The organism is Aeromonas sp. FDAARGOS 1419, assembly GCF_019047045.1.
Taxonomy (GTDB): Bacteria; Pseudomonadota; Gammaproteobacteria; order Enterobacterales; family Aeromonadaceae; genus Aeromonas; species Aeromonas veronii.
Genome location: NZ_CP077209.1, coordinates 164,015 through 190,190 on the forward strand (window position 1 = coordinate 164,015; position 26,176 = coordinate 190,190).

Genomic DNA, 26,176 nt, shown 5'->3' on the forward strand with positions numbered 1-26,176 from the left:
GAATATGAGTCCTGAAACCTTTGTCGACGTCTTTCGCGAGGCGCTCTGGCTGGTCAATATCATGGTCAGCGCCGTGATCCTGCCCAGCCTCGCTATCGGGCTGGTGGTAGCCATTTTTCAGGCGGCCACCTCCATCAACGAACAGACCCTGAGCTTTCTGCCCCGTCTTATCGTGACCCTGCTAGCCCTGGGAATTGGTGCTCACTGGGGAATGCAGAGTCTGATGGACTTCTTCATACTGATGGTCAATCAAATCCCTGAGGTGGTGGGATGACCTACACAACCGCTCTGATCATGGAGTGGTTGTCTTCCATCCTCTGGCCGCTGGCGCGGGTGAGCAGCCTGCTGATGGTGATGGCGGTATTCGGCAGCCGCCTCGCTCCTGCGCGGGTACGGATGGGGCTGGCGCTTGCCATCACCTTTCTGATTGCCCCGCTGCTTCCGAAAATGCCCTCTATCGAGCTCTTCTCTGCCGGCAGTTTTCTGGTATTGGGCCAGCAGTTGCTGATCGGTATTGCCCTCGGCCTGATGACCCAGTTTCTGATGGAGAGCTTCGTGATGGCCGGTCAGGTCATCGCTATGCAGACCAGTCTGGGTTTTGCCACCCTGGTGGACCCGATGAATGGCCAGTCTGCCCCCGTGGTGGGGCAGTTTTATCTGATGCTGGCGACCCTGGTGTTTCTGGCACTGGATGGTCATCTGGTGATGCTGCGGCTGGTCATTCTTAGTTTCGAGACACTGCCTGTCTCCGAGCACGGCCTCTCGGTTTCATCCATGAAAACCCTGAGTGCGTTTCTGGGTGTGATGTATCAGGCTGCTTTGGTGATGTCGCTCTCAGCCATCGTCGCCTTGCTCTTAATCAACTTCGCCTTTGGTGTCATGACCCGGGCGGCGCCGCAACTCAACATTTTCAGTATCGGTTTTGCGGTCAGCATGATGTCGGGTCTGCTGATCCTCTGGCTCACTATCGGCGGGTTCCTCGGTCACTTCGACATCATGTGGGAGCGGGTGCAGGAGGTCAGCTGCGAGCTGATCAACACCCAGTGCTTCGGGGGCGCTCATGGCTGATACCGACCAGGAACGTACCGAACAACCCACGGGCAAACGACTGCAACAGGCCCGTGAAAAAGGGCAGATTGCACGTTCAAAAGAGCTGGGGACCGCCAGCGTTTTGCTCTCGGCAGTTTTTGGCCTGCTGATGCTCAAGGGCTCGCTGGCGACTGCCATGATCAAGGTTGTCACCATGGGCTTTACCCTGGACAGGGAGCAGGCGTTCGATCCCAATGCCATGATCGCTATGGTGCCGGCGCTGCTGGGGGAACTGGTGCTTCCGCTGGGACTCTTGTTTGCGCTGGTGGCGATTGCCGCTTTTATTGGCAACACCCTGATGGGAGGGATGAACTTCTCCACCGAAGCCATGATGCCCAAGATGAGCAAGCTGAGTCCACTCAGCGGCATCAAGCGAATGTTCGGGGTGCAGTCACTGATTGAGCTGGTCAAATCCATCGCCAAGGTGGTGTTCATCACCCTGTTTGCCTGGTGGATGTTATCCAGCCAGTTCAATCACCTGCTCAACCTCTCCATGGAGGGATTTCCCGGCGGCATTATTGATGCGCTGGAGTTGTTTCTCTGGATGTTGATCATCCTCTGCTGCGCCCTGCTTCCCATCGTCGCCATCGACGTGCCGTTCCAGCAGTGGAACCATATGCGTCAGCTCAAGATGACCAAGCAGGAGGTCAAGGACGAGTTCAAGGACAGCGAAGGCAAGCCCGAGGTAAAAGGCAAGATCCGTCAGCTGCAGATGCAGATGGCTATGCGCCGGATGATGGGGGATGTGCCCAAGGCCGATGTGGTGATCACCAACCCGACCCACTACTCGGTAGCGCTCAAGTATGATGCGGGAAAACCCGGTGCCGCGCCCAAGGTCGTAGCCAAGGGCACCGATGAAATTGCAATGAAGATCAGGGAGATCGCCAGAGAGTACGAGATCCCCATCATGCCGTCACCGGCTTTGACCCGGGCTATTTACCACTCAACCGAGCTGGGCCACGAGATCCCGGAAGGGCTGTTTGCTGCGGTTGCCCAGGTGCTCGCCTATGTCTTCCAGCTCAAGAAATTCCGTCGTGGTCAGGGGCGCCGTCCCCAGCCACTGGCTAAAGATCTCCCCATTCCGACCGAATATCGCAAATGACAAAGTTCTGACGTAGTCAAAATAAATCCATTGCATTTCAATGTCTTGTATTGTTGGCCTGATGTTTGCTTTAATCTGGCACCAGCAGGTTGAAATTGAGAAGCGCGATGGAATTCAAGGCAGTATTGGGCCAGTTCAAAGAGTACCGGGGAGTTTTGGGCAAAGGCCTTGGTACCCCTCTGCTGGTATTGGCCGCGCTCGGCATGGTGGTGTTACCCATCCCGCCGCTGATGCTGGACGTGCTCTTCTCCTTTAACATTGCCCTCTCCATCGTGGTGCTGCTGGTATCCGTCTATACCCGCCGCCCCCTCGAATTTGCTGCCTTCCCGACCGTACTGCTGCTCGCTACCTTGCTACGGTTGGCGTTGAACGTTGCCTCGACCCGGGTGGTGTTACTGGAAGGTCATAATGGCAGTGCGGCGGCCGGCCATGTGATCGAGGCGTTCGGTAACGTGGTGATCGGCGGCAACTATGCGGTCGGCATCATCGTTTTTACCATCCTGATGATCATCAACTTTGTGGTGATCACCAAGGGTGCCGGGCGGATCGCGGAAGTGAGTGCCCGTTTTACCCTTGATGCGATGCCGGGCAAACAGATGGCCATCGATGCCGATTTGAACGCCGGTCTCATCAATCAGGAAGAGGCGAAGAAGCGTCGTCAGGATGTGACCCAGGAAGCTGACTTCTACGGCTCCATGGATGGTGCCTCCAAGTTTGTCAAAGGGGATGCCATTGCGGGCATCATGATCCTCTTTATCAACATCATCGGCGGCTTCATCATCGGGATGATGCAGCACCAGCTGACCTTCAGCGAATCGGCCGAGATCTATACCCTGTTGGCCATCGGTGACGGTCTGGTGGCGCAGATCCCCTCCCTGCTGCTCTCCATCGCCGCCGCCATCATAGTGACCCGTCAGAATACCGATCAGGACATGGGAACCGCGGTGCTGGGTCAGCTGTTTGACAATCCCAAGGCGCTGATCATCTCTGCCGGGATTCTGCTGATGATGGGACTGGTGCCGGGGATGCCGCATTTCGCCTTCCTGAGTCTGGGGGCTCTTGCCGCTGCTGGCGCCTGGTGGTTGCTGCGCCGCGAGAAACTGGCGGCCGCCAAAGCGGCCAAGGGCGAGCTGCTGCCTGCCACTGCCGAACAACCCCATGAGCAGAAAGAGTTGAGCTGGGACGATGTGATGCCGGTGGACATCATCGGGCTTGAAGTGGGTTATCAGCTGATCCCGCTGGTAGATCGCAATCAGGGTGGCGAACTGCTCAACCGGATCAAAGGGGTGCGCAAGAAACTCTCGCAAGAGCTGGGCTTTCTGGTCCCGGCCGTCCACATTCGCGACAACCTGGATCTGGCGCCAAATCAATACCGCATCACCTTGATGGGGGTCAGTACTGGCGAGGCCAATGTCTACCATGATAAGGAGATGGCCATCAATCCGGGGCAGGTGTTCGGCCAGATCCAGGGGATAGCCACCCGGGATCCCGCCTTCGGACTGGAAGCAGTCTGGGTTGCCAAGGAGATGGTCTCTCAGGCACAGACACTGGGGTATACGGTGGTGGATACCGCGACCGTGGTGGCTACCCATCTGAGCCAGATCTTGACCAACCATGCGGCTCTGCTGCTGGGTCATGACGAGGTACAACAGCTGCTCGACATGATTGGCAAACATCAGAGCAAGCTGGTCGAAGGGCTGGTGCCGGAAGTGATCAGCATGGGTAACCTTGTGAAGGTATTGCAGAATTTGCTCAATGAAGGCGTGCCAATCCGCGATATGCGCACTATCCTGCAGACCCTGGTTGAATACGCACCGCGCAGTCCGGATCCGGAAGTGCTCACGGCCGCTTGCCGGATTGCCCTGCGTCGCCTGATTGTGCAGGAGATTGCAGGCCCGGATCCCGAGTTGCCGGTGATTACCTTGGCGCCGGAATTGGAACGTATATTGCATCAATCCCTGCAGGCTGGTGGCGGTGATGGTGCCGGTATTGAACCGGGTCTGGCAGAGCGGATGCAGCGCTCGCTGGTGGAAGCCACTCAACGACAAGAATTGGAAGGCCAACCGGCCGTGCTTCTGACATCGGGGATCTTGCGCAATACCCTGGCGAAATTTGTCAAGAATGCCATTCCTGGATTGCGCGTTCTGTCTTATCAGGAAGTGCCCGACGACAAGCAGATCCGCATCGTCAGTGCGGTAGGGCAGAACTAGTTAGCGGAGACGACGGGTGAAGATTAAGCGGTTTTTTGCCAAGGATATGCGAACGGCTCTGGCCGAGGTCAAGGAGACTCTCGGGCCGGATGCCGTCATCATGTCCAACAAGAAGGTCACCGGAGGGGTAGAGATAGTCGCCGCAGTCGATTATCAATCCCAGGTCCCGGGGCCCAAAGATGCGCCGGTTCGCCGTCAGCTGAACGATGAGAGCGTCAATATTTCGTCTGCTGCACGGCAGATGATCCGCCCCGAGCCGTCGCCGGCGAAGGAGCAGAACGAACATTATGCCGATACCCTGGCCGCCTTGCTGGCGCGCCAGCAGAAGCTCAAGCCGGGCAATGGGGCGCCAATGGGCAATACCCAATCGGCCGGGCTGGCCGCTGCCAATCCAGCGCCCAGAACATTGGCCGAGCAGGGGCAGTGGGGCGCCGCTCCGGAACCTGCCAAGCCCAAAGCCCGGGTTGCGTCCGGCCAGCGCCCCCCTCAACCTGCCCAGCGGGATCAGGAGATGGAAGGGATGCGCAAGGAGATGGCCAGCATCCGCAAATTGCTGGAGCACCAGATTTCCGGGCTGATGTGGCAAGAGGTGGAGCGCCGCGAACCGATGCGGGCCCTGCTGATCAAGGAGCTCAAGAAACTCGGCTTTGATGATGCGTTTGCCGATCAACTGGCGGGACTGATCCCCGAAGATATGTCCATCCATCAGGCGATGGCCCAGTTGGCCGAGGTGCTGACGGCCCAGCTCAAGATCAGTGAGGACGAGATCATGCGTCAGGGTGGCGCGGTGGCGCTGCTTGGCCCGACCGGGGTGGGCAAAACCACCACCATCGCCAAGCTGGCGGCCCGTTTCGCCATGAAGTATGGCGCCGAGCAGGTGGCGCTGATCACCACCGACAACTACCGGATTGGTGCCCATGAACAGCTGCAGACCTATGGTCGCATCATGGGTTGCCCGGTACGGCAGGTGCGTGATGCCGAAGAGTTGGCCAATGCCCTTTATCAGTTCCGCCATCGTCGGCTGGTACTTATCGATACGGCCGGGGTTGGCCAACGGGATATCCGGTTGACCGAGCAGCTCGATACCCTGGTCAAGAATGCCAAGGTGCGGATCCGCAGTTATCTGGTGATGTCGGCAACTTCCCAGCGTCGGGTGATGCAGGAGGCGGTTGACCATTTCCGGCGTATTCCATTAAGCGGCTGCATACTTACCAAATTGGATGAAAGTCTGAATCTGGGCGAAGTGATTAATGTGTGTATCCAGAATGCCTTGCCCATCAGCTATATCACTGACGGACAAAGGGTTCCGGAGGATATTCAGGTTGCCAATGCGGCGCAGCTCGTCGGAGCTGCCATGGGCTCGCTGGAGCGAGAAACAGAGGAGCCCTATTTCTGGGGCGCAGGCTTTGGCGAGGCCGAAGATTCGGAGTTTTATGAGTAACATGTATATGGATCAGGCGAGTGGTCTGCGCAAAATGCGTCAAAACAATCGAGTAAAAGTAATCGCCGTTTCCGGTGGTAAAGGTGGCGTGGGCAAGACCAACGTGACCCTGAACGTGGCCGGAGCCATGGCCGCCCAAGGCAAGCGGGTGATGGTGCTGGATGCCGACCTGGGTCTGGCCAACGTCGACGTCATGCTTGGGCTGCGGGTTCATCGCAACCTCTCTCATGTCCTGGCGGGTGAATGCACCATCGACGATATCATCGTCGAAGGCCCTTACGGCATGATGATCGTGCCTGCGACCTCGGGCACCCAGTCCATGGTCGAGCTTTCTCCGGTGCAGCATGCCGAGCTTATCCGCGCCTTCAGCGAGATGAAGACCCAGGTCGACATCCTGCTGGTGGATACGGCTGCGGGGATCTCCGACATGGTGCTGAGCTTCACCCGAGCAGCTCAAGACATCATGGTGGTGGTCTGCGATGAGCCGACCTCCATCACCGATGCCTACGCCCTCATCAAGATCCTCTCCAAGGATCACGGCGTGTTTCGTTTCAAGGTGGTAGCCAATATGGTGCGCAGTCTGCGCGAAGGGCAGGAGCTCTTTGCCAAACTGACCCGGGTCACGGATCGTTTCCTCGACACCTCGCTGGAGCTGGTCGCCTGTGTACCCTATGACACCAATCTGCGTGCCGCTGTGCGCAAGCAGAAGCTGATTGTCGAGGCGTTTCCCAAGTCGCCGGCCGCACTGGCCTTCCGGGCCCTTGCCAACAAGGCGGCGAGCTGGCCGGTTCCCAACCAGCCGGGCGGCCATCTGGAGTTTTTCCTGGAAAATTTGTTGCAGAAACCGGCCACAACACAGGAAGGTTCCCGTGAATAAAGCCCAAGCGTACTTGCGTCATCAGGATTCCTACGTGCTGGTGGAGCGTCATGCTCCCCTGGTCAAGCGAATTGCCCAGCATTTGTTGGCTCGCCTGCCCAGCAGTGTCTTGCTGGATGACCTGATCCAGGCAGGTATGATTGGGCTGCTTGAAGCCTCCCGCAACTTTGACGGTAGCAAGGGGGCCAGCTTCGAGACGTATGCCGGGATCCGCATCCGAGGCGCCATGCTGGATGAGATCCGGCGTGGTGACTGGGTACCCCGCTCTGTGCATCGCAACAGTCGCGCTATTGCAGAGGCGATCGAGAATGTCGAGCAGACTCACGGGCGTGACGCGCGAGATACCGAAGTTGCTGCCGAGATGGGGGTCTCCATCGCTGATTACCATGCGATGCTGCAAGACGTCTCCTGCGGCAAAATTATCGGCATCGAAGATTTGGGGGTCAGCGAGGATGTGATCGGCAACCCCGATGATGCCCCTTCAGGCTCGGGATTCGATGAATTGGCTGCCGAGCGATTTCAGATTCAATTATCCGAGCAAATTGGTCGTCTACCAGAGAGAGAAGCTTTGGTTCTCTCTCTTTACTACGATGAAGAGCTGAATTTGCGTGAAATTGGCGAGGTTTTGAATGTCAGCGAGTCGCGTGTGAGCCAGATCCACAGTCAGGCAATGCACAGATTGCGTGCTCGTTTGAGAGATTGGCATCTATAAGTGTTTGTACTGGCTACACTGAGATGAAACTCTAAGGCATAATCCGCACGACACAACCCGTTTTTAGCATCATGTAAGTGAGCCACTCTGGTGGCTATTTAGGAGGGAATTTTGGACAAGAACATGAAAATCCTCATTGTTGACGATTTTTCAACGATGCGCCGGATTATCAAGAACTTGCTGCGCGACTTGGGATTCAACAATACCCATGAGGCGGATGACGGCAATACAGCGCTGCCGATGCTGAAAAATGGTGATTTTCAGTTTGTAGTTACCGACTGGAACATGCCTGGCATGCAAGGTATTGACCTGCTTAAAGCCATCCGTGTCGATGAGAAGCTCAAGCATCTGCCGGTTCTGATGGTAACCGCTGAAGCCAAACGTGAGCAGATCATTGAAGCCGCCCAAGCTGGCGTCAACGGTTACATCGTCAAGCCCTTCACCGCAGCAACGCTCAAAGAAAAACTCGACAAAATTTTCGAACGAATTGGCTAAGGAGCTGCAGGGATGATGGCCAAAACGAGAGCAATGATTTCGCTCGACCAGGCAAGGATGCTTGTTGCTCATCTGGAGCAAGGCGAATTTGAGCTGGCCGATGAACTGCTTGCCGAAGTATGTGCCCCCAACGCAGCCGATCTGTTTGAAAAAGTAGGTCAGCTGACCCGACAACTGCATGATTCACTTCAAGAATTTCGCCTCGATCCCCGTATTCCCGATTTGGCTACTCATGATATTCCCGATGCTCGGGAACGCTTGAGCTACGTTATCGATATGACCGACAAAGCGGCCAATCGCACAATGGATGCGGTGGAAGCCAGTTTGCCGATAGCGGATCGCCTGAATGACAATATCCAGCTGGTGATGCCGAACTGGAATGCCCTGATGTCTCGTGACATGAGCGTGGGGCAGTTCAAATCCTTATGTCACCAACTTGATGATTTTATTAAGGCTTCAGAGTCTGATGCCGATAAATTACGGCAACTGCTGACAGAAATCCTGATGGCACAAGATTTTCAGGATTTGACAGGTCAGATGATCCGCAAGGTCATCAAGCTTGTTCAGGAAGTTGAAACAAAATTAATAGAAATGCTGACCATGTTTGGTGAGGCTTCTGCTGAGCATTCAACTCGTAGTATTCCTGTCAACGGGATTGAAGCAGAGGGCCCTATCATGAACCCCGAGGCTCGTGCCGATGTGGTCAATGGTCAGGATGATGTGGACGATCTGCTGTCTAGCTTGGGATTCTAATGGAGTGACGCATGGCCTTCGAAGTTGATGAAGACATACTGCAAGACTTTCTGGTCGAAGCATCCGAAATATTGGAACAGTTGTCTGAACAACTGGTCGACTTGGAAAAGCGGCCCGATGACAAGAACCTGTTGAATGCCATCTTTCGCGGTTTCCATACCGTGAAAGGGGGGGCAGGTTTTCTGTCGCTCGGTGAACTGGTTGATGTATGCCACGGTGCGGAAAACGTGTTCGATATCTTGCGTAATGGCAAGCGAACCGTTACTGCGGAGCTGATGGATGTGATCCTGCAAGCGCTGGATGCCATCAATGTCATGTTCGCCCAGGTTCAAAATCGCGAAGCACCCAGCCCTGCGTCAGATGATTTGCTTCATGACCTCCATGAGTTGTGCAAGCCAGAAGGGGAAGAGCAACTGCGCACTGCTACCAGTGCGGCTGCGGCTGTAGAATCTGAACCTGCAGCACCGGTAGTTGTTGAAGACGTTGCTCCAGAAGTTGTTGAACCCGCAGCCATCAGCAGCGAGCCCGCTCCTGTCAATGGCGGCGGCTCGATCGATGAAATTTCTGCAGACGAATTTGAACGTCTGCTGGACGAGCTCCACGGCGTGGGTGGGGCTCCGACCAAGACGGCTGCAGCAGCCCCGATAGCAGGTGGCTCTGGCGATATCACCGATGATGAGTTTGAGGCCTTGCTGGACCAGCTCCATGGTCAGGGACAGCACATGGGGGCGCCAGAGGTGAATCCTCTGAAGTCCGTGCAAAAAGAGGTGGACGAGCTTATCGATGATGATGAGTTTGAACGCCTGCTTGATGAATTGCATGGTCGTGGTCAAGGGCCTCAGAGTACTATGGCACCTGCCGCACCTGCCGCACCTGCCGCACCTGCCGCACCTGCCGCACCTGCCGCACCTGCCGCACCTGCCGCACCTGCCGCACCTGCTGCGGTGACTCCGCCCAAACCGGCCACTCCTGTTGCCAAACCAGCACCGGCAGCCCCCGCAAAACCCGCTGAAGCAGCCAAGGCACCAGCGCCTGCCGCCAAGGCTGCGCCTGCGCCAGCAGAAAACAGTGCCGTGCAAAGCGATACGACGGTGCGGGTGGATACCAAGACCCTCGATGTCATCATGAACATGGTAGGTGAGTTGGTACTGGTTCGTAACCGGCTGGTGAGCCTGGGTATTGCCAGCAATGATGAAGAGATGTCAAAGGCGGTTGCCAATCTGGATGTGGTAACGGCTGACCTGCAAGGTGCGGTGATGAAAACCCGCATGCAGCCAATCAAGAAGGTATTTGGTCGTTTCCCGCGCGTGGTGCGTGATCTGGCCAGAACCCTCAAGAAAGAGATTGAGCTGGTGATGGTGGGGGAAGAGACCGATCTTGATAAAAACCTGGTAGAGGCGCTCGCCGATCCTCTGGTTCACCTCGTTCGCAACTCCTGCGATCACGGGGTCGAAATGCCGGATGTGCGGGAGAAAGCGGGCAAGCCGCGGCAAGGGACAATTACCCTTAGCGCCTCCCAGCAAGGTGACCATATTCTGCTTTGCATCGAGGATGATGGGGCAGGGATGGATCCTGAGAAACTCAAGTCCATCGCAATCAGTCGCGGTGTTCTGGATGCAGATACTGCCGCTCGCATGAGCGACAACGATGCCTATAACCTGATCTTTGCTCCGGGCTTTTCAACCAAGGCCGAGATCTCTGATATCTCTGGCCGTGGTGTCGGAATGGATGTGGTTAAAACCAGCATTGTCAGCCTCAATGGATCGGTGCACATCGATTCCACCTGGGGGAAAGGTACCCGTCTCGAAATCAAGGTTCCGTTGACGCTGGCCATTCTGCCAACTCTGATGGTGGAAGTGGGTGAGCAGACCTTCGCACTTCCCCTTGGTTGTGTGAACGAGATTTTCCATCTGGATCTGAAAAAGGCCAACATGGTTGATGGCCAGCTCACCATCATTGTGCGCGAGAAGGCGATACCGCTCTTCTATCTGCACAAGTGGTTGATTCGTGGCGCCAACAAGCGTTCACGTCAGGATACCGGACATGTGGTGATCGTGCAGATTGGCACTCAGCAAATCGGGTTTGTGGTAGACAGCTTGATTGGTCAGGAAGAGGTGGTGATCAAGCCACTTGATAACCTGCTGCAAGGCACCCCTGGCATGGCCGGTGCGACGATTACCAGTGATGGCGGAATCGCTCTTATTTTGGATGTGCCGAGTCTGCTCAAAGCATATGCGCGTAGACATTAATAGCTCAGGCCCAAGGAGTTAGAAAAACAACAATGGCAGTCAAGGTATTAGTTGTCGACGATTCGAGCTTCTTTCGCCGTCGGGTGAGCGAGATCATCAATCAGGATCCCATGCTGACGGTGATTGATACGGCCCAGAATGGACGTGAGGCGGTGGACAAGGCGCTGTCACTGCGCCCTGATGTGATCACCATGGACATCGAGATGCCCGTGATGGATGGCATCAGTGCGGTGCGGGAGATCATGGCCAAGTGCCCAACCCCCATTCTGATGTTCTCCTCCCTGACCCATGAAGGGGCCAAGGCTACGCTTGATGCGCTGGACGCCGGTGCACTCGACTTCTTGCCCAAGAAGTTTGAGGACATTGCCAGAGACAAAGATGAAGCGGTCAGACTGTTGCAACAACGGGTGAAGGAGATCTCCCGCAAGCGCTTCCTGATGACATCCGCTGCTCGTCCCAAAGCACCTGAACCGGTTGCTCGTGCTCCTCTGGGCAGCATAGCGCCCAGAACTCCTGATCGTCAGCCTGACCTGCAACGCACTGTGCCAAGTGCTTCATTCAAGCGCAGTGGCAAGAGTTATCAGTTGGTGGCGATCGGTACTTCTACCGGCGGACCTGTTGCTTTGCAAAATGTGCTGACCAAGTTGCCGGGGGATTTTCCCCATCCCATCCTGCTTATCCAGCATATGCCAGCCACTTTTACTGCCGCGTTTGCTGCCCGTCTCAACGGGTTATGCCAGATTGGCGTCAAGGAAGCGGAAGATGGCGATGTGCTTAAACCAGGGCATGCCTACCTTGCTCCCGGTGGCAAACAGATGCTGTTGGAAGGTCGTGGTGCAGGGGCTCGCATTCGCATCGTGGATGGCAACGACAAGGTAAATTACAAGCCTTGTGTGGACATCACCTTTGCCTCTGCGGCCAAGACCTATGCCGATAAGGTACTGGCGATTGTGCTGACCGGTATGGGCGCAGATGGTCGTGATGGCGCCAGACTGCTGAAAGAGCAGGGATCAACCGTCTGGGCTCAGGATGAGGCTTCCTGCGTGGTATATGGTATGCCGCAAGCGGTAGCCAAAGCGGGGATTGCCAGCGAATCACTCCCTCTGGACAAGGTGGCCCAGCGTATTCTGGTTGAGTTGGGACGCTAATCATGGGCTTGCTCGGTCTGCTCCTGGCATTGGGGGCTATTGCCATTGCCCAACTGTGGCATGGCGGCTCCCTGTTGACGCTGGTGGACGGCCCTGCTTTTTTGATCGTGCTGGGTGGTACCGTCGGTGCCGTCACGTTGCAGACTCCAGCCAAGTACATCTTGCTGGCGTTGCGCCAGCTGTTATGGATTTTTACCCCTCCCCGCCAGGATCTCGCGACGCAGGCCGAACGGTTGCAGTCATGGGCCGTCTTTGCGCGCCAGCAAGGGCTGCTGGCCCTTGAAAATCAGGCTGAGCAGGAGGAAGACAACTTTACCCGCCAAGGGCTTGGCATGATTGTCGATGGGGTATCCACGGAGGATATTCGCATGTTGCTCGAAGCCGATATCGATATCGAGCAGGAGCGCAATGAACATGCCGCCAGGGTATTTGAAGCCATGGGGGGGTACAGTCCGACCATCGGAATCATCGGTGCCGTGCTGGGCCTGATCCAGGCCATGTTTCATCTCGAAGACCCGTCAGCGCTGGGGGCGGGTATCGCAGTGGCATTTGTGGCAACCATCTATGGAGTGGGGTTTGCCAACCTCATCTACCTGCCTATCGCCAACAGGCTACGCGCATTTCACTATCACTATGCACTCTTTCAGGAGATGACCCTGGAAGGGCTGCTGGCTATCGCCCATGGTGAAAACGGCTTGCAGGTTGAACGCCGGCTCAGGGCCTATTTGAAAGGAGAGTAGCCATGCGCAAGCGCTATCGGTTGCACTTGCAGGGTCGCGAGCATCTTGACCGCTGGCTGGTCTCCTATGCCGATTATATGACGCTGATCTTTGCTTTGTTCGTGGTGCTTTACTCTGTTGCGCTGGTGAACAAGGACAAGTATCGCGCGGTGATTGATGGTATGAGCCAGGCGTTCAGTGTCATGCAGTCTGGCGGCAATGGCTTGCTTGAAGGGCAGGGTAATTCCCTGCTGGATAACGCGGTATCTGCCTCTCCATCGTTGTTGGAAAGCCCAGCATCCCCCTCTCCTTCACTTGCTCCTATTTCTGGTGTGCCAGTGCTGCAAGATGGCGCGACACTTGCAAAACTCGATATGCAGTTGCAACAGAGCATGGGCTCGCTGGTGGATGCCGGTATCGTCAAACTGACGCAAGATGAGAACTGGCTGACGGTTGAACTCAGTTCCGGCTTGTTGTTTGGCAGCGGCAGTGCCTTTTTGGGACCAAACGCTGCACCGGTCATTAATACTCTTTCAAGTATTCTCAAACCGGTCGATAACTATGTAAGGGTTCGGGGTTATACCGATAACCAACAGATAAATAATGAAATTTATCGTTCTAACTGGGCGCTTTCTGCTGCTCGGGCCGAAGCGGTACTCAATGGTTTGATTGCAGATGGGATCGCCCCCCAGCGTCTGGCGTTCGAGGCATATGGCGAGTTTTCCCCCTTTGCTGACAACGGCAGCGAGCAGGGCAGACTGCAGAATCGCAAGGTTGTGGTCGCTATCTCCAAATTTGCCTGGGTGCCGCCGGCACCTGTGGTTGCAACACCGACGGTAGTTGCTGAACCGGTTCCTGCTGTACAGCAGGCGGTGGATGCAGGAGAGATAAAGGTGATCACCTTGCCCGGTGGTGGCATACGCATAACAACAAGGCAGGATTGATACAGTGATTGTTTGGACGGTTGCCAACCAGAAAGGTGGTGTGGGTAAAACCACCACAGTGGTCTCGCTTGCGGGGATCCTGGCCCAGCGTGGCCAGCGGGTGCTGTTGATTGATACCGACCCCCATGCTTCGCTGACTGCATATCTTGATTTTGATTCAGATCGCCTGGATGGAACCCTCTATGAGTTGTTTCAAGCTGTCAAACCGACAGCCGAGCTTGTCAATAAACTGACGCTCAAGACCAAGTTCGAAAATATCAACTTACTGCCAGCATCTATTACTTTGGCGACCCTTGATCGGGTGATGGGCAATCGTGAGGGGATGGGACTGGTACTGAAGCGGGCACTGCTGCGCATTCAGGATCAATATGATTACGTGCTGATCGATTGCCCGCCAGTGCTGGGGGTGATGATGGTCAACGCGCTGGCTGCCTGCGATCGCATTCTGGTGCCTGTCCAGACCGAGTTTCTGGCCCTCAAGGGGTTGGAGCGGATGATGAAAACATTCGAGATCATGCAGCGTTCCAAGCGTGACAAGTTCCGTTATACAGTGATCCCGACCATGTTCGACAAGCGCACCCGTGCCTCTCTGATGACCTTGAAGTCGATCAAGGATCAATATGGAGATTCAGTGTGGAATGCGGTGATCCCTATTGATACCAAGTTTCGGGATGCCAGCTTGCTGCATATCCCCCCGTCTATCTATTCTCCCGGGAGTCGTGGAACCTATGCATATGAAACGCTGCTCAACCATCTTGATGCCCTTGAGCGGCAACGGGTTCATGAGGTGACGGCATGAGAGATACCATTCAAGTTCGGGCGATGGATGACTATTTCCATTCCCTGCTGCTCGATGAGCCACTGGTGCTGGATGAGGTGGAAGAGGCTCAATCCGCCCCTGTTTTACAGTTGCAACGTCAGCCCCAAAGCGTCCCTGAGGTAGTCGCCGCACCTTACCTCGAAAGCGATCCACGGCTTGCCCAACTTGGTGAGCTATTGGCTCAGGTGGGACAAGTCCAGTTCGAAAATGATGCCTTCACCCAGGAGATAACACTCACCACTCCGCTGGAGATTGTGGCAGAGGAATCACTGCTGCCGGTGGAGCCTGAATGGCCTGAGGAGGTTCTGCTTCCCGAGGTTGCAGAGCCCCATACTACAATCCTGACCGAAACGGTGCTGGAGGTTGCTCCGGTAGAGGCCAGTAAACCTGTTACCTGGGAAAATATCGATACTGGTAAAGAGTTTCAGGCCCTTTTCTTTGAAGTCGCAGGCGTGACGTTTGCGGTGCCGTTGACCGAGCTGGGTGGTATTCATCAGCTGGGCGAGATCACCTCCCTGTTTGGCCAACCGGGTTGGTACAAGGGGATCATGACCTCCCGCGAGCAGAAGATGAATGTGGTCGATACTGCCCAGTGGGTCATGCCGGGTCAGCATCTCGAGATGGATGATTACAAGTATCTGATTATGCTTGGTGAATCGCCGTGGGGATTAGCCTGCCACCATCTCAAAGGGACTGAATTGTTACACCGTGACCAGGTGAAATGGCGCCATCAGGAGGGCAAGCGCCCCTGGTTGGCTGGCATGGTCAAAGAAAAAATGTGTGCCCTGTTACACGTCCGCGAACTACTCCTGTTGCTGGAGCGTGGGGTTAACATAGAAGGTCGCTGATAACTTCTGCAATCGAGCTGTTTTATTGCTAGTTTTAGCAGTAGACGTTTTCATAAAAGGAATAAAAACATGACAGAAAAGCGCAATATTGCACAGAATCTGGCCGAAGATGAAGTGCTGCAATGGGTAACCTTCCAACTGGAAAACGAAACCTACGGCATCAATGTGATGCAGGTTCAGGAGGTGTTGCGCTACACCGAAATTGCACCGGTGCCGGGTGCGCCTGAGTACGTACTGGGGATCATCAACCTGCGTGGCAATGTGGTGACTGTCATCGATACCCGTTCCCGTTTCGGTCTGCCTTCCGGTGATGTGAGTGAAAACTCCAGGATCGTGATCATCGAGGCCGAGAAGCAGGTGATCGGCATCATGGTCGACAGTGTGGCGGAAGTGGTTTATCTGCGCTCTTCCGAAATCGATGCGGCACCTGCGGTCGGTACTGAAGAGAGCGCCAAGTTTATTCAGGGGGTGAGCAACCGCGATGGGCAACTGCTGATCCTGGTTGACTTGAACAAGCTGCTCTCCGATGAAGAGTGGGAAGATATCGGTTCCCTCTGATAAGTAAGGTGATGTTTTGATAATCGAGATGGTTGCCTTGGGGTTGTCCCTGATTGCCTTGGCGTTTGCCTCTTATATCTGGTTCAAGAGCAAGCGCAGCAAGCAGGAGTCCGAGGCCAGTGTGGCAACCCTGCAAGGTCAGTTGGAAAGCTTGCGCAAGCAGATGATGGAACTCCATACCGGCGCCATTGGCATGGGGCAGCGTCTGCAGTCGGTGGAAGGGGCTATGCAGCAGGTCAACGAGCGCCAGCAAGAGCTGACCATGCAGGATCCCGAACGCAGGCTCTACAGCCGAGCGGCAAAGATGGTCGAACTGGGCGCCGATCTTGATGAAGTCATGAGTGAGTGCGAGTTGCCAAAGGCAGAGGCTGAGCTCTTGATATCGTTGCGAAAAGGTCGCTCTTGATGATTCAGGAAGGCAATTGCCTTCCTGAATTTTATGGCGTGCAGCCGCTTGTCCCCCAGCTGCGTTGAGCAGGCGGTTTCTACCGTATTTTCTTTGTGATCCCGGTCGCCAGTCAGTTCAATTGTTGCATCTTTGAAAAGACGTATTCCAATACTGTGTTAAGATGCAGACCGCTTCATTTTCTCTGAAAAAATCCCCATGCTGCTTCAAGTTAACAATCTGAGCTGCGTGCGCGAAGATCGCACTCTGTTTGAACACCTCTCTTTCTCTGTTGCGCCCGGCGATCTGGTGCAAATTGAAGGACCCAACGGGGTCGGAAAGACCAGTTTGTTGCGGCTGTTGACCGGGCTGTCGCAGCCGTTTGCCGGTGAGGTGTGCTGGAATGGGGAGAATATTCGTCACTGTCGCGATGAGTATCATGCCAATCTGCTCTATCTCGGTCATCAGCCGGGCGTCAAAGCGGCGCTGACCCCTTTTGAAAACCTGAAGTTCTACCAGCAGTTGCATCACCCGCGGCAAACAGAGACTGACTTGTGGCAGATATTGGCCCGGGTAGGGCTTGCCGGGTTTGAAGAGAACCCGACCGGGCAACTCTCTGCCGGTCAGCAACGCCGGGTGGCTCTGGCCAGACTCTGGCTGTCACAGAAACCGGCACTCTGGATCCTCGATGAGCCCTTTACCGCCATCGACAAGCAAGGGGTCAAGGTGCTCGAACAGCTCTTTCTGGCCCACGCCGAGCGGGGCGGCATGGTGATCCTAACCACTCATCAGGATCTTACCCTGATGCAGGGACGGCTGAAAACTATCTCGTTGACCCCCTTCGCATCGACATTGCAGGAGTAACGCCATGTTGCGCGCTGTTATGCACCTTATTCACCGTGAACTGCTGATGGCTCTGCGCCAGCGTTCCGATATTCTCAACCCGCTCTGGTTTTTCCTCATCGTCATCACCCTGTTTCCGTTAGGGATTGGCCCGGAGCCCAAACTGCTGGCCCGTATTGCCCCGGGGATTATCTGGGTGGCGGCGCTATTGGCGGCCATGCTGTCGCTGGAGCGACTGTTTCGCGACGACTTTGCCGATGGCGCGCTGGAGCAGATGATGCTGATGCCGCACCCGCTGGGCTTGATGGCGCTGGCGAAAGTGGTCGCTCACTGGCTGCTGACCGGATTGCCGCTGCTGCTGATCTCTCCCTTGCTGGCGATTTTGCTGTCGCTGGATATGAACACCTATCTGGCTGTCGTCGCGACGCTGGCACTTGGCACTCCTGTATTGAGTCTGCTCGGCGCGGTCGGGGTCGCGTTGACGGTGGGATTGCGCAAAGGGGGGGTATTGCTCAGTCTGCTGATCCTGCCGCTCTATATCCCGGTACTGATTTTTGCCACCTCAGCCATCGATGCCGCGGGGATGAGCTTGCCCTATGGCGGGCAGCTTGCCATTCTGGCCGCCATGCTGGTGGGAGCTTTGACACTGACGCCGCTGGCTGTGTCGGCGGCGTTGCGGGTCAGCCTCAACTGATGGCCGTGAGCTGAACCGGATTTGGCTCCGAACGGAGTCTTTTTGCAAAAAATAATGTTGCGATGGATCAAGGAGAGTGCCGCTTATTGCTTTCGGGGTATTTGATGCTGCCCTGCGGTCGGTATGGTAGGCCTCGCCAAACGATTAATAACAAAAAGGTTTTGTGAGCTATGTGGAAATGGTTGCACCCTTATGCCAAACCGGAGCGTGCCTATCAGCTGGCAGGCACACTGTTGCCCTGGTTTGCGGTGATTAGTCTGCTCTCGTTTGTGATCGGCACTGTCTGGGGCCTCGCGTTTGCGCCAGCGGATTACCAGCAGGGAGATTCGTTCCGGATCATCTATATCCACGTGCCTTCCGCCATTCTCTCCATGGGGGCTTACTCCACTATGGCGATTGCTGCGTTTATCGGGCTGGTATGGCAGCTGCGGATGGCGGATATGACGGTAGCAGCTATTGCTCCGGTCGGTGCCATCTTTACCTTTATCGCGCTCTTTACCGGTGCCGCCTGGGGCAAGCCCATGTGGGGAACCTGGTGGGTCTGGGATGCCCGTCTCACCTCCGAGCTGATTTTGCTGTTCCTCTACCTCGGCGTTATCGCCCTCTACAACGCCTTCAGCGACAAGGTGGTCGCTGGCCGTGCGGCCGGCATTCTGGCGCTGGTCGGGGTGATCAACCTGCCCATCATTCACTACTCGGTGGAGTGGTGGAACACCCTGCATCAGGGGGCCACCATCACCAAATTTGACAAACCTTCCATTTCACCCGAGATGCTTTGGCCGCTGCTGATCATGATCCTGGCATTTGCCGCATTTCTCGGGGCCCTGACCCTGATGCGTTTTCGCAATGAACTCCTGATGCGGGAGTGGCATCGCCCCTGGGTCAAAGAGATTGCAGAGCAGGAGAAGTAAGCATGCACTTTGCCTCTTTCAGTGATTTTATGGCGATGGGCGGTTACGCCTTCTATGTCTGGCTCTCATTTGGCCTGACGCTGGTGTGTCTGGTCGGCATCATCATTTCTACCCGCATGAAAACCCGCAGCCTGCTCGGTGAGTTGCGCAGCAAACAGGCGCGTGAGGCCCGTCGCAAGGCGGCCCAGCAGATGGAGAACACCCTATGAACCCGAGACGCAAAAAACGCCTCACCATCATTCTGGCCATTACCCTGGGTCTGGCTACCGTCAGCGGGCTGGTGCTCTACGCCCTCAGTCAGAATATCGACCTCTTTTACACCCCGAGCGAGCTGGTGGAAGGGAAGGGGCCGGACAAGATCAAACCGGAAGAGGGGCAGCGCCTGCGCATCGGTGGATTGGTCGTGCCGGGGTCGGTGCAGCGGGATCCCCAGAGCCTCAAGGTTGCCTTCAAGCTGGTGGATAACGGCGGTCATTTGGTCCAGGTCGAGTTTGACGGCATCCTGCCGGATCTGTTCCGTGAAGGGCAGGGGATTGTTGCCCAGGGCACCCTCAAGGATGCCACGACCGTAGAGGCGTTCGAGGTGCTGGCCAAGCACGATGAGAACTACATGCCGCCGGAAGTGGCCGATGCCACCAACGGTATGCACTTCAAGCCGGAGTATACCGAGGCGCAGTTGAAGGGAGCCAAACAGTGATCCCTGTGGTGTTTGCCTTTTCCGCTTTGCCTGCCGTGCGTGGTGCGGCTGTTGTCACCGTTCAATTGAAAGGAATGCCTTCATGATCCCGGAATTAGGACAGTTTGCGCTGATCCTGGCCTTTGCCACCTCCCTGTTGCTGGGTAGCTATCCGCTGCTTGGCGCCAGCTGGGGGCGTCTTGGCATGATGTCGGCGGCCCGCCCGCTCGCCTATGCCCAGTTCTTGTTGCTGCTGCTGTCGTTTCTCTGCCTGACCTGGGCCTTTATCGATAACGACTTCACCGTGCAGTATGTGGCCACTAACTCCAACAGCCTGCTGCCGCTCGCCTATCGTATCTCGGCGGTGTGGGGCGCCCATGAGGGTTCCCTGCTGCTGTGGGTACTGACCCTGGGTGGCTGGACTGCGGCGGTAGCCATGTTCAGCCGCCGTCTGCCGCTCGATGCTGTCGCGCGGGTACTCGGCGTGTTGGGGCTGATCTCGGTCGGCTTCACTGCCTTCGTGCTGTTCACCTCCGATCCCTTCACCCGCACCTTGCCCTATTTCCCGGTCGATGGTCGTGACCTCAATCCGCTGCTGCAGGATCCGGGTCTTATCTTCCATCCGCCGATGCTCTACATGGGTTATGTGGGCTTCTCGGTGGCGTTTGCCTTTGCCATTGCTTCGCTGATGACCGGCCGTCTCGATGCGACCTGGGCCCGCTGGTCGCGCCCCTGGACTATGGCGGCCTGGGTATTCCTGACCCTTGGCATCGTGCTCGGCTCCTGGTGGGCCTACTACGAGCTCGGTTGGGGCGGCTGGTGGTTCTGGGATCCGGTAGAAAACGCCTCGTTTATGCCTTGGCTGGCGGGTACCGCTCTGCTGCACTCGCTGGCGGTGAGCGAGAAGCGCGCCACCTTCAAGGCGTGGACCGTGCTGCTGGCCCTCTCTGCGTTCTCGTTGAGCCTGCTGGGTACCTTCCTGGTGCGCTCCGGCGTGCTGGTGTCGGTGCATGCGTTTGCCTCCGACCCGACCCGCGGTCTGTTTATTCTCGGCTTCCTGCTGGCGGTGATCGGCTCATCCTTGCTGCTGTTTGCCTTCAAAGGCTCGCAGGTGAAGAGCCACGGCAAACACGAGCTGTGGAGCCGCGAGACCCTGCTGCTTTGCAACAACATCATGCTGGTGGCGGGTCTGCTGACCGTGCTGCTCGGTACCTTGCTGCCGCTGGTGCACAAGGAGCTGGGGCTGGGGAGCATCTCTATCGGTACCCCCTTCTTCAACCACATCTACAGCTGGCTGATCATCCCCTTTGCCCTGCTGCTGGGGGTTGGCCCGCTATTTCGCTGGCGTCGTCAGGAGCTGGGAGAACTCAAAAGCAAGGTGCTCGTGGCACTGGTGCTGAGTCTGGCCGCAGCCTTGCTGTTGCCGCTGCTCTTTGCCGAAACCTTCAAGCCGTGGGCGGCAGTAGGGATTGGTCTGGGCGCCTGGATCATCGTCACCAGCGTGCAGGAGACCTGGGCGCGTGCTACCCACAAGCACAGCTTTGCAGTCGGTGTGCGCAAGCTTGGCAACAGCCACTGGGCCATGATCCTCGGCCACGTGGGGCTGGCAGTCAGCATCATTGGTATCGCTTGCACCCAGAACTACAGCATCGAGAAGGATCTGCGGATGCAGGCGGGTGATCGGGTGCACTTTGCCGATTACGAGTTCGTCTTTGCCGGGATCAAGGAGAAGAACGGCCCCAACTACGATGGCTTCAAGGGCGTTCTGGAAGTGCACCGCAATGGCAAGCAGGTCGCCCTGCTCAAGCCCGAGAAGCGGATGTACAAGGTGAGCCGGATGCCGATGACCGAAGCGGCCATCGATGCCGGTATCACCCGCGATCTCTATGCGGCGTTGGGGGAACAGCTCGACAACGGTGCCTGGGCGGTGCGGATCTACTACAAGCCGTTCGTGCGCTGGATCTGGTTCGGCGGCGTTTTTATGGCCATTGGTGGCGTGCTGGCGATGCTCGACAAGCGTTACCGTTTCGGCCGTCGTGAGGAGGAGGTCAAGGCATGAACAAAAAGACCTGGTTGTTTTTAATCCCCTTTATCGTCTTTTTGCTGGGGGCTGTGTTCCTGTTCAAAGGGCTTTACTCCGATCCCACCAAGCTTGAGTCCGTGATGGTGGGCAAAGAGGTGCCGGTGTTCACCCTGCAGGACATTTACGATCTGAACAAACAGCACGATCGCAGTATCCTGACCGGTCGCCCCATGTTGCTCAACGTTTGGGCCACCTGGTGCCCGACCTGCTATGGCGAGCACACCTACCTCAAACAGCTGGCAGGGCAGGGCATTCCCATCATCGGCATGAACTACAAGGATGAGCGCGACAAGGCGATCAAATGGTTGGCTGAGCTGGGCAACCCCTATCAGGTCAACCTCTATGATCCGGACGGCATGCTGGGGCTGGATCTCGGGGTATACGGCGCGCCGGAAACCTTCTTTATCGACAGCAAGGGGATCATCCGGTATCGCCACGTGGGGGATATCAACCCCGAGAACTGGGCGTCGACCCTCAAACCCATCTTTGATGCCATGAAGTGAGGGGAGTCTTGATGAGAGTATTTATTGCTTCCCTGCTGTTGTTGCTGGGATGGGGGGTGCAAGTGCCGGCCATGGCCGCTATCGATGTCTACACCTTCGACAACGACAATCAGGAGCAGGTCTTTCGTGAACTGACCAAGGAGCTGCGTTGCCCCAAGTGTCAGAACCAGGATATCGCCGACTCCAATGCGGGGCTGGCCAAGGACTTGCGCGACAAGACCTACCAGATGGTGCGCGAGGGTAAGGATAAAGAGGAGATCGTGGATTACATGGTGGCCCGCTACGGCAACTTTATCCTCTATAACCCGCCCCTGATGGCCTCCACCCTGATCCTCTGGCTCGGCCCGCTGCTGGTGATCCTGATCGGTGGCGCCGTGGTCGTGATGCGCAGCCGCCGGCCCCCTGCGGTGAAAAAACAACTGGATAACGCCTTGAGCGAGGAGGAGCAGCGCCGACTGGCCGAGCTGCTCAAAGAGGAAGAGAAACAATGACCGCTTTTTGGATAGTGATTGCGGGCTTGCTGGTGCTGGTGAGTCTGGCGCTCGTCGTGCCGCTGTGGCGTGGTGAAGGCAAACAGAGCATCAGTCGCTCGGCGCTCAACAAACAGCTCTATCGCCAGCGGCTGCTGGAGATTGGCGAAGAGCGCGAGCAGGGTGTCCTTGCTGAGGAGTCCGACTCGCTGGTCGAGCTGCAACGAAGTCTCTTGGATGATATTCCCGATGTGGAGCAGACAGCCCGCAGTGGCAAGAGTCTGATCTGGATCCCGGGTGTGCTGGTGCTGTTGGTGGTGAGTCTGGGGCTCTACTACAAGTTGGGCTCCTGGCAAGAGGTGAGTCGCTGGCAAGATGCCAGCAGCCGTCTTGGCGAGCTGAGCAACCGCATTCTGGTGGAGCGGGATGCCAAGGTGACCGAGCAGGATCTGCTGGATTTCACGCTGGCACTGCGTACCCGCCTCAAGGATGAACCGAACGACTACCGCGGCTGGCTGCTGCTGGGACGCTTGGCGCTGGATGGCAATGATCCCGAGATGGCCAACGAGGCGCTGGAGCGGGCCTACACGCTTGCCCCCCAGAAGTCGCTGGTGGCGGTGCCTTACGCGCAGGCGCTGATGATGACGGGGGATGAGGCGCAAGCGGATGCCCTGTTGCAGGCTGCTATCGCGCAGGATCCGGACAATATCGAGGCGCGCTCTGTCTATGCCTTTATGGCGCTGCAAAAAGAGGACTTCCAGACCGCGCTGTCTCGCTGGCAGGCGATGTTGCCACTGATGGAGAAAGGTACCCCCCGTTACGTGATGGTCGAGCGCTCCATGGAGTACGCCCGCGCGCAGCTCAAGCAGCGCGGCATCGAGGTGATGAATTCAGGCGTAGCCAAAGCGGGCGCAGTTGAGGGACAATCGCTGGCGGTGAAGGAGGGGGAATTCCCCATCCACGTCACGTTGGCGGCGGGCATTCAGATGCCGGAAGATGCCCATCTCTTCGTCTTTGCCGTGGTGCCCAACGGGCCGCCCATGCCCATCGCCGTGAAGCGTATCGCAGGGCCAACCTTACCTGTTACCCTGTCACTCGGGGATGGCGATGCCATGATGGAAGGTAGCAAACTGGCGACCTATCCGGAGCTGCAGTTCAAGGCACGTCTCTCGCGCGGTGGCAATGTGATGAACAAGGAAGGAGCCTTCGAAGGGGTATCCGTGCCGGTCAAGACGGCCGAGATCCCTGCTGCTCCGATTGACATCCGCATCGATCACGCCCTCTAATATGCCTTTGGATAACCCGGCCCCTGGATAGGAGCCGGGTTATCTATACTTCTGATAAATCAAAATAAAACGTCAGGACAATCATATGTATCTTCGTTCAGGGGCCATACTGGCAGCCCTCTTGCTGGCTGGCTGTGCCGGTGGCCCACCCAAGCCTGGCCCAGAGAGTCTGGATCTCAATCCCGGCATGAATAATCCGGGTGCCACCAGTACGGCGGCCGATCCGCGCGATCCCTTCCAGGGGGCCAACCGGGCCATGTGGGCGGTCAACTATGATGTGCTGGAGCCCTATGTGGCACGTCCTGTGGTACATGCCTATGCCCGCTACATTCCGGTCGGGGTGAAGGATGGCATTGCCAACTTTGTTGCCAACTTTGATGAGCCAAGCAGCATGGTGAACCATCTGATCACCGGCGATTTGAAGGGGGCGGGCACCAACCTGGGGCGCTTTACACTCAACACCACGGTCGGTCTGCTGGGTATCTTCGATGTGGCCAAACATGCCGGCCTTGAGCGCAACAAGCTGGAGATGGATACCGTGCTGGGCAGGGCCGATATCGGTAATGGTGCCTACATCATGGTGCCTGTTTACGGCCCGACTACCACCCGGGAGCTGGTTGGCGATGCGATTGACAGCTTCTACTTCCCCTATGCCTTGTTAACCTTCCCGATGAAGGTTGCACATTGGGCACTGGATGGCTTGGGCACACGTGCCAAGCTGATCGATCAGGAGCGGATCATCGACAACTCCCTCGATCCTTATGCGCTGACCAAGGACTTCTACCTGCAATATAACCAGGGCAAGGTGACGGGCAAGCAGACCGAGCTGAAAGCGTCTCAGCAAGAGCAGGCTGACGATGCCAATCTGGATGAATATATGGACGAGCTGGACCAGTAAGCGGGTCATCTCGATATGTAAAAGGCGCCTGCGGGCGCCTTATTCATTTACGCAGCCCTATCGAGATAAAAAAACGCCCCGCAGTGCGGGGCGTTTTGGCAAGCTAGGCTGATTAAGCAGCTAGATTCTTGGCCACGAATTCCCAGTTAACCAGAGCCCAGAAGGTTTCCATGTACTTCGGACGCAGGTTGCGGAAGTCGATGTAGTAGGCGTGCTCCCACAGGTCAACGGTCAGCAGCGGGGTGGTACCGGCTTCAGTCAGCGGGCAGCCGGCGTTGGAGGTGTTGACGATAGCCAGAGAGCCGTCAGCTTTCTTCACCAGCCAAGTCCAGCTGGAACCGAAGTTGCCGATGGCAGACTTGGTGAAGGCATCTTTGAACTCGGCGAAGGAGCCGAATGCCTTGTTGATGGCCTCAGCCAGGGCGCCAGTCGGCTCGCCACCGCCATTCGGGGAGAGGCAGTGCCAGTAGAAGGTGTGATTCCAGATCTGGGCGGCGTTGTTGAAGATGCCGCCGTTGGAGGTCTTGATGATCTCTTCCAGAGACTTGCCTTCAAACTCGGTACCCGGCACCAGATTGTTCAGGTTGACCACGTAGGTGTTGTGGTGCTTGCCGTGGTGATATTCCAGAGTTTCCTGGGAGATGTGCGGTTCCAGAGCGTTGATTGCATAGGGCAGAGCGGGAAGTTCGAATGCCATTTTCTACTCTCCATTGGCTGGACCGTGCGAAGGCGACGGTTGCAAGACATTGCGTACTCTTTTCTATATGTGAAAAGAGTTGTTTTTAAAATGATGGGGCTGGGTAGCCCAAAGCCAAGGGATTGTAGCAGTATCAAAGATGGCCTAACAACTCTTGATTGGCGCCATGATCGCGATCAATCCTGTGTGGGTTCTTTGCACAATTCAAGCCGGGTCACCCCTTTGTCAGTTTGTGCTCGGGCAAGATTGCAGTAGAATGGCCGCCGAAATCGCTCTAGTGAGGCACCTATGGAAACTATTGAAAAGATTAAGCAGCAGCTGGCTGACAACCCCATCATCATCTACATGAAGGGCTCCCCCAAGCTACCCAGCTGTGGCTTCTCTGCCCAGGCCTCCCAGGCTCTGATGTCCTGCGGCGAGCCGTTTGCCTACGTTGATATCCTGCAGAATCCGGATATCCGCGCCGAATTGCCAAAATTCGCCAACTGGCCGACCTTCCCCCAACTGTGGGTTGAAGGTGAGCTGATCGGTGGCTGTGACATCATGATCGAGATGTTCCAGGCTGGCGAGTTGCAGGCTCTTATCAAAGAGACTGCTGCCAAGTACAAGAAAGATGATGCTGCAGCCGAGTAATCGGTTCTGTGTTGTCGATGGGGGGGCTTATGGCTCCCTTTTTTGTTGTCCCGGTTCTGGCAGGCAAGCAACTGATTGCCGGTTGCAAAAAGCAACGCAATTGCCCTGAAAAATCTAATCTTTACGGCTTTG

29 protein-coding genes are annotated in these 26,176 nt (G+C 56.5%); 28 read left to right on the forward strand and 1 reads right to left on the reverse strand.

The features are described from left to right. Positions 1–4 precede the first annotated feature (4 nt). The 27 genes from fliQ (at position 5) to I6L49_RS00915 (ending at position 24,714) form a co-directional block, all read left to right on the forward strand. A complete protein-coding gene (gene fliQ, locus I6L49_RS00785; protein ID WP_005334727.1) occupies positions 5–274 on the forward strand; it encodes a flagellar biosynthesis protein FliQ in 270 nt (89 codons plus the stop codon). Continuing rightward, entirely contained in the window at positions 271–1,068 is a 798-nt protein-coding gene (fliR, locus tag I6L49_RS00790; RefSeq protein WP_124928839.1) for a flagellar biosynthetic protein FliR, read from the forward strand. Before fliQ ends, fliR begins: the two co-directional genes overlap by 4 nt. After that, complete coding sequence (gene flhB / locus I6L49_RS00795) at positions 1,061–2,191, forward strand: flagellar biosynthesis protein FlhB (RefSeq protein ID WP_100653280.1); 1,131 nt, start codon at positions 1,061–1,063, stop codon at positions 2,189–2,191. The genes fliR and flhB overlap by 8 nt, the downstream gene beginning before the upstream one ends. 107 nt (positions 2,192–2,298) lie before the next feature. Then, positions 2,299–4,401 (forward strand): flagellar biosynthesis protein FlhA, encoded by a 2,103-nt coding sequence (flhA, locus tag I6L49_RS00800; protein WP_005353675.1) that lies wholly within the window; start codon positions 2,299–2,301, stop codon positions 4,399–4,401. 16 nt (positions 4,402–4,417) lie between these two features. Then, the gene (gene flhF / locus I6L49_RS00805) at positions 4,418–5,842 is read left to right on the forward strand and encodes a flagellar biosynthesis protein FlhF (RefSeq protein WP_216950369.1); all 1,425 of its coding nucleotides are present in this window, start codon (positions 4,418–4,420) and stop codon (positions 5,840–5,842) included. A gap of 1 nt (position 5,843) precedes the next feature. After that, the gene (locus tag I6L49_RS00810) at positions 5,844–6,719 is read left to right on the forward strand and encodes a MinD/ParA family protein (RefSeq protein ID WP_013723550.1); all 876 of its coding nucleotides are present in this window, start codon (positions 5,844–5,846) and stop codon (positions 6,717–6,719) included. Further along, complete coding sequence (locus I6L49_RS00815; protein ID WP_019444723.1) at positions 6,712–7,431, forward strand: RNA polymerase sigma factor FliA; 720 nt, start codon at positions 6,712–6,714, stop codon at positions 7,429–7,431. The genes I6L49_RS00810 and I6L49_RS00815 overlap by 8 nt, the downstream gene beginning before the upstream one ends. 111 nt (positions 7,432–7,542) lie before the next feature. Continuing rightward, a complete protein-coding gene (gene cheY / locus I6L49_RS00820; RefSeq protein WP_013723552.1) occupies positions 7,543–7,926 on the forward strand; it encodes a chemotaxis response regulator CheY in 384 nt (127 codons plus the stop codon). A gap of 12 nt (positions 7,927–7,938) precedes the next feature. Further along, positions 7,939–8,679: a protein phosphatase CheZ gene (locus I6L49_RS00825; protein WP_005353668.1), complete on the forward strand. Its 741-nt coding sequence runs from the start codon at positions 7,939–7,941 to the stop codon at positions 8,677–8,679. 11 nt (positions 8,680–8,690) lie between these two features. Beyond that, entirely contained in the window at positions 8,691–10,928 is a 2,238-nt protein-coding gene (locus I6L49_RS00830) for a chemotaxis protein CheA (protein WP_216950370.1), read from the forward strand. Positions 10,929–10,960: 32 nt separating this feature from the next. Beyond that, the gene (locus I6L49_RS00835; protein WP_110302517.1) at positions 10,961–12,076 is read left to right on the forward strand and encodes a chemotaxis response regulator protein-glutamate methylesterase; all 1,116 of its coding nucleotides are present in this window, start codon (positions 10,961–10,963) and stop codon (positions 12,074–12,076) included. Positions 12,077–12,078: 2 nt separating this feature from the next. Continuing rightward, positions 12,079–12,816, forward strand: a complete 738-nt coding sequence (locus I6L49_RS00840) for a flagellar motor protein (protein WP_005343988.1) — start codon at positions 12,079–12,081, stop codon at positions 12,814–12,816. A gap of 2 nt (positions 12,817–12,818) precedes the next feature. Beyond that, positions 12,819–13,739 (forward strand): flagellar motor protein MotB, encoded by a 921-nt coding sequence (locus I6L49_RS00845; RefSeq protein WP_021229886.1) that lies wholly within the window; start codon positions 12,819–12,821, stop codon positions 13,737–13,739. A gap of 4 nt (positions 13,740–13,743) precedes the next feature. Next, the gene (locus I6L49_RS00850) at positions 13,744–14,538 is read left to right on the forward strand and encodes a ParA family protein (protein WP_005334696.1); all 795 of its coding nucleotides are present in this window, start codon (positions 13,744–13,746) and stop codon (positions 14,536–14,538) included. Further along, a complete protein-coding gene (locus I6L49_RS00855; RefSeq protein WP_216950371.1) occupies positions 14,535–15,407 on the forward strand; it encodes a chemotaxis protein CheW in 873 nt (290 codons plus the stop codon). The genes I6L49_RS00850 and I6L49_RS00855 overlap by 4 nt, the downstream gene beginning before the upstream one ends. A 69-nt stretch (positions 15,408–15,476) precedes the next feature. Beyond that, positions 15,477–15,965: a chemotaxis protein CheW gene (locus I6L49_RS00860; RefSeq protein WP_005298836.1), complete on the forward strand. Its 489-nt coding sequence runs from the start codon at positions 15,477–15,479 to the stop codon at positions 15,963–15,965. Between the two features lie 28 nt (positions 15,966–15,993). Further along, positions 15,994–16,371: a DUF2802 domain-containing protein gene (locus tag I6L49_RS00865; protein ID WP_168769852.1), complete on the forward strand. Its 378-nt coding sequence runs from the start codon at positions 15,994–15,996 to the stop codon at positions 16,369–16,371. Positions 16,372–16,569: 198 nt separating this feature from the next. Next, entirely contained in the window at positions 16,570–17,214 is a 645-nt protein-coding gene (ccmA, locus tag I6L49_RS00870) for a cytochrome c biogenesis heme-transporting ATPase CcmA (protein ID WP_110302515.1), read from the forward strand. A gap of 4 nt (positions 17,215–17,218) precedes the next feature. Beyond that, positions 17,219–17,887, forward strand: coding sequence for a heme exporter protein CcmB (ccmB, locus tag I6L49_RS00875; protein WP_216950372.1), 669 nt, complete (start codon positions 17,219–17,221; stop codon positions 17,885–17,887). 170 nt (positions 17,888–18,057) lie between these two features. Continuing rightward, on the forward strand, positions 18,058–18,798 hold the full coding sequence (locus I6L49_RS00880) for a heme ABC transporter permease (RefSeq protein WP_194496008.1): 741 nt from the start codon (positions 18,058–18,060) through the stop codon (positions 18,796–18,798). 2 nt (positions 18,799–18,800) lie between these two features. Then, positions 18,801–19,007, forward strand: coding sequence for a heme exporter protein CcmD (ccmD, locus tag I6L49_RS00885; protein ID WP_019444732.1), 207 nt, complete (start codon positions 18,801–18,803; stop codon positions 19,005–19,007). Next, positions 19,004–19,495 carry a cytochrome c maturation protein CcmE gene (gene ccmE / locus I6L49_RS00890; RefSeq protein ID WP_216950373.1) on the forward strand — a complete coding sequence of 164 codons (492 nt, stop codon included), beginning with the start codon at positions 19,004–19,006 and terminating at the stop codon, positions 19,493–19,495. Before ccmD ends, ccmE begins: the two co-directional genes overlap by 4 nt. A gap of 82 nt (positions 19,496–19,577) precedes the next feature. After that, on the forward strand, positions 19,578–21,533 hold the full coding sequence (locus tag I6L49_RS00895) for a heme lyase CcmF/NrfE family subunit (RefSeq protein ID WP_216950374.1): 1,956 nt from the start codon (positions 19,578–19,580) through the stop codon (positions 21,531–21,533). Further along, entirely contained in the window at positions 21,530–22,060 is a 531-nt protein-coding gene (locus I6L49_RS00900; RefSeq protein ID WP_005353655.1) for a DsbE family thiol:disulfide interchange protein, read from the forward strand. The genes I6L49_RS00895 and I6L49_RS00900 overlap by 4 nt, the downstream gene beginning before the upstream one ends. A gap of 11 nt (positions 22,061–22,071) precedes the next feature. Then, positions 22,072–22,551 (forward strand): cytochrome c-type biogenesis protein, encoded by a 480-nt coding sequence (locus I6L49_RS00905; RefSeq protein ID WP_216950375.1) that lies wholly within the window; start codon positions 22,072–22,074, stop codon positions 22,549–22,551. Next, positions 22,548–23,816 (forward strand): c-type cytochrome biogenesis protein CcmI, encoded by a 1,269-nt coding sequence (gene ccmI / locus I6L49_RS00910; protein ID WP_216950376.1) that lies wholly within the window; start codon positions 22,548–22,550, stop codon positions 23,814–23,816. The genes I6L49_RS00905 and ccmI overlap by 4 nt, the downstream gene beginning before the upstream one ends. Before the next feature lie 85 nt (positions 23,817–23,901). Next, positions 23,902–24,714: a VacJ family lipoprotein gene (locus I6L49_RS00915; RefSeq protein WP_005334673.1), complete on the forward strand. Its 813-nt coding sequence runs from the start codon at positions 23,902–23,904 to the stop codon at positions 24,712–24,714. Between the two features lie 112 nt (positions 24,715–24,826). Here I6L49_RS00915 and sodB read toward each other — a convergent pair whose 3' ends face one another. Next, complete coding sequence (sodB, locus tag I6L49_RS00920; protein ID WP_019444736.1) at positions 24,827–25,411, reverse strand: superoxide dismutase [Fe]; 585 nt, start codon at positions 25,409–25,411, stop codon at positions 24,827–24,829. A gap of 288 nt (positions 25,412–25,699) precedes the next feature. On the opposite strand from sodB, the gene I6L49_RS00925 reads away from it, so the two are divergent. Continuing rightward, positions 25,700–26,044: a Grx4 family monothiol glutaredoxin gene (locus I6L49_RS00925; protein WP_005353650.1), complete on the forward strand. Its 345-nt coding sequence runs from the start codon at positions 25,700–25,702 to the stop codon at positions 26,042–26,044. The last annotated feature ends 132 nt before the right edge of the window (positions 26,045–26,176 follow it).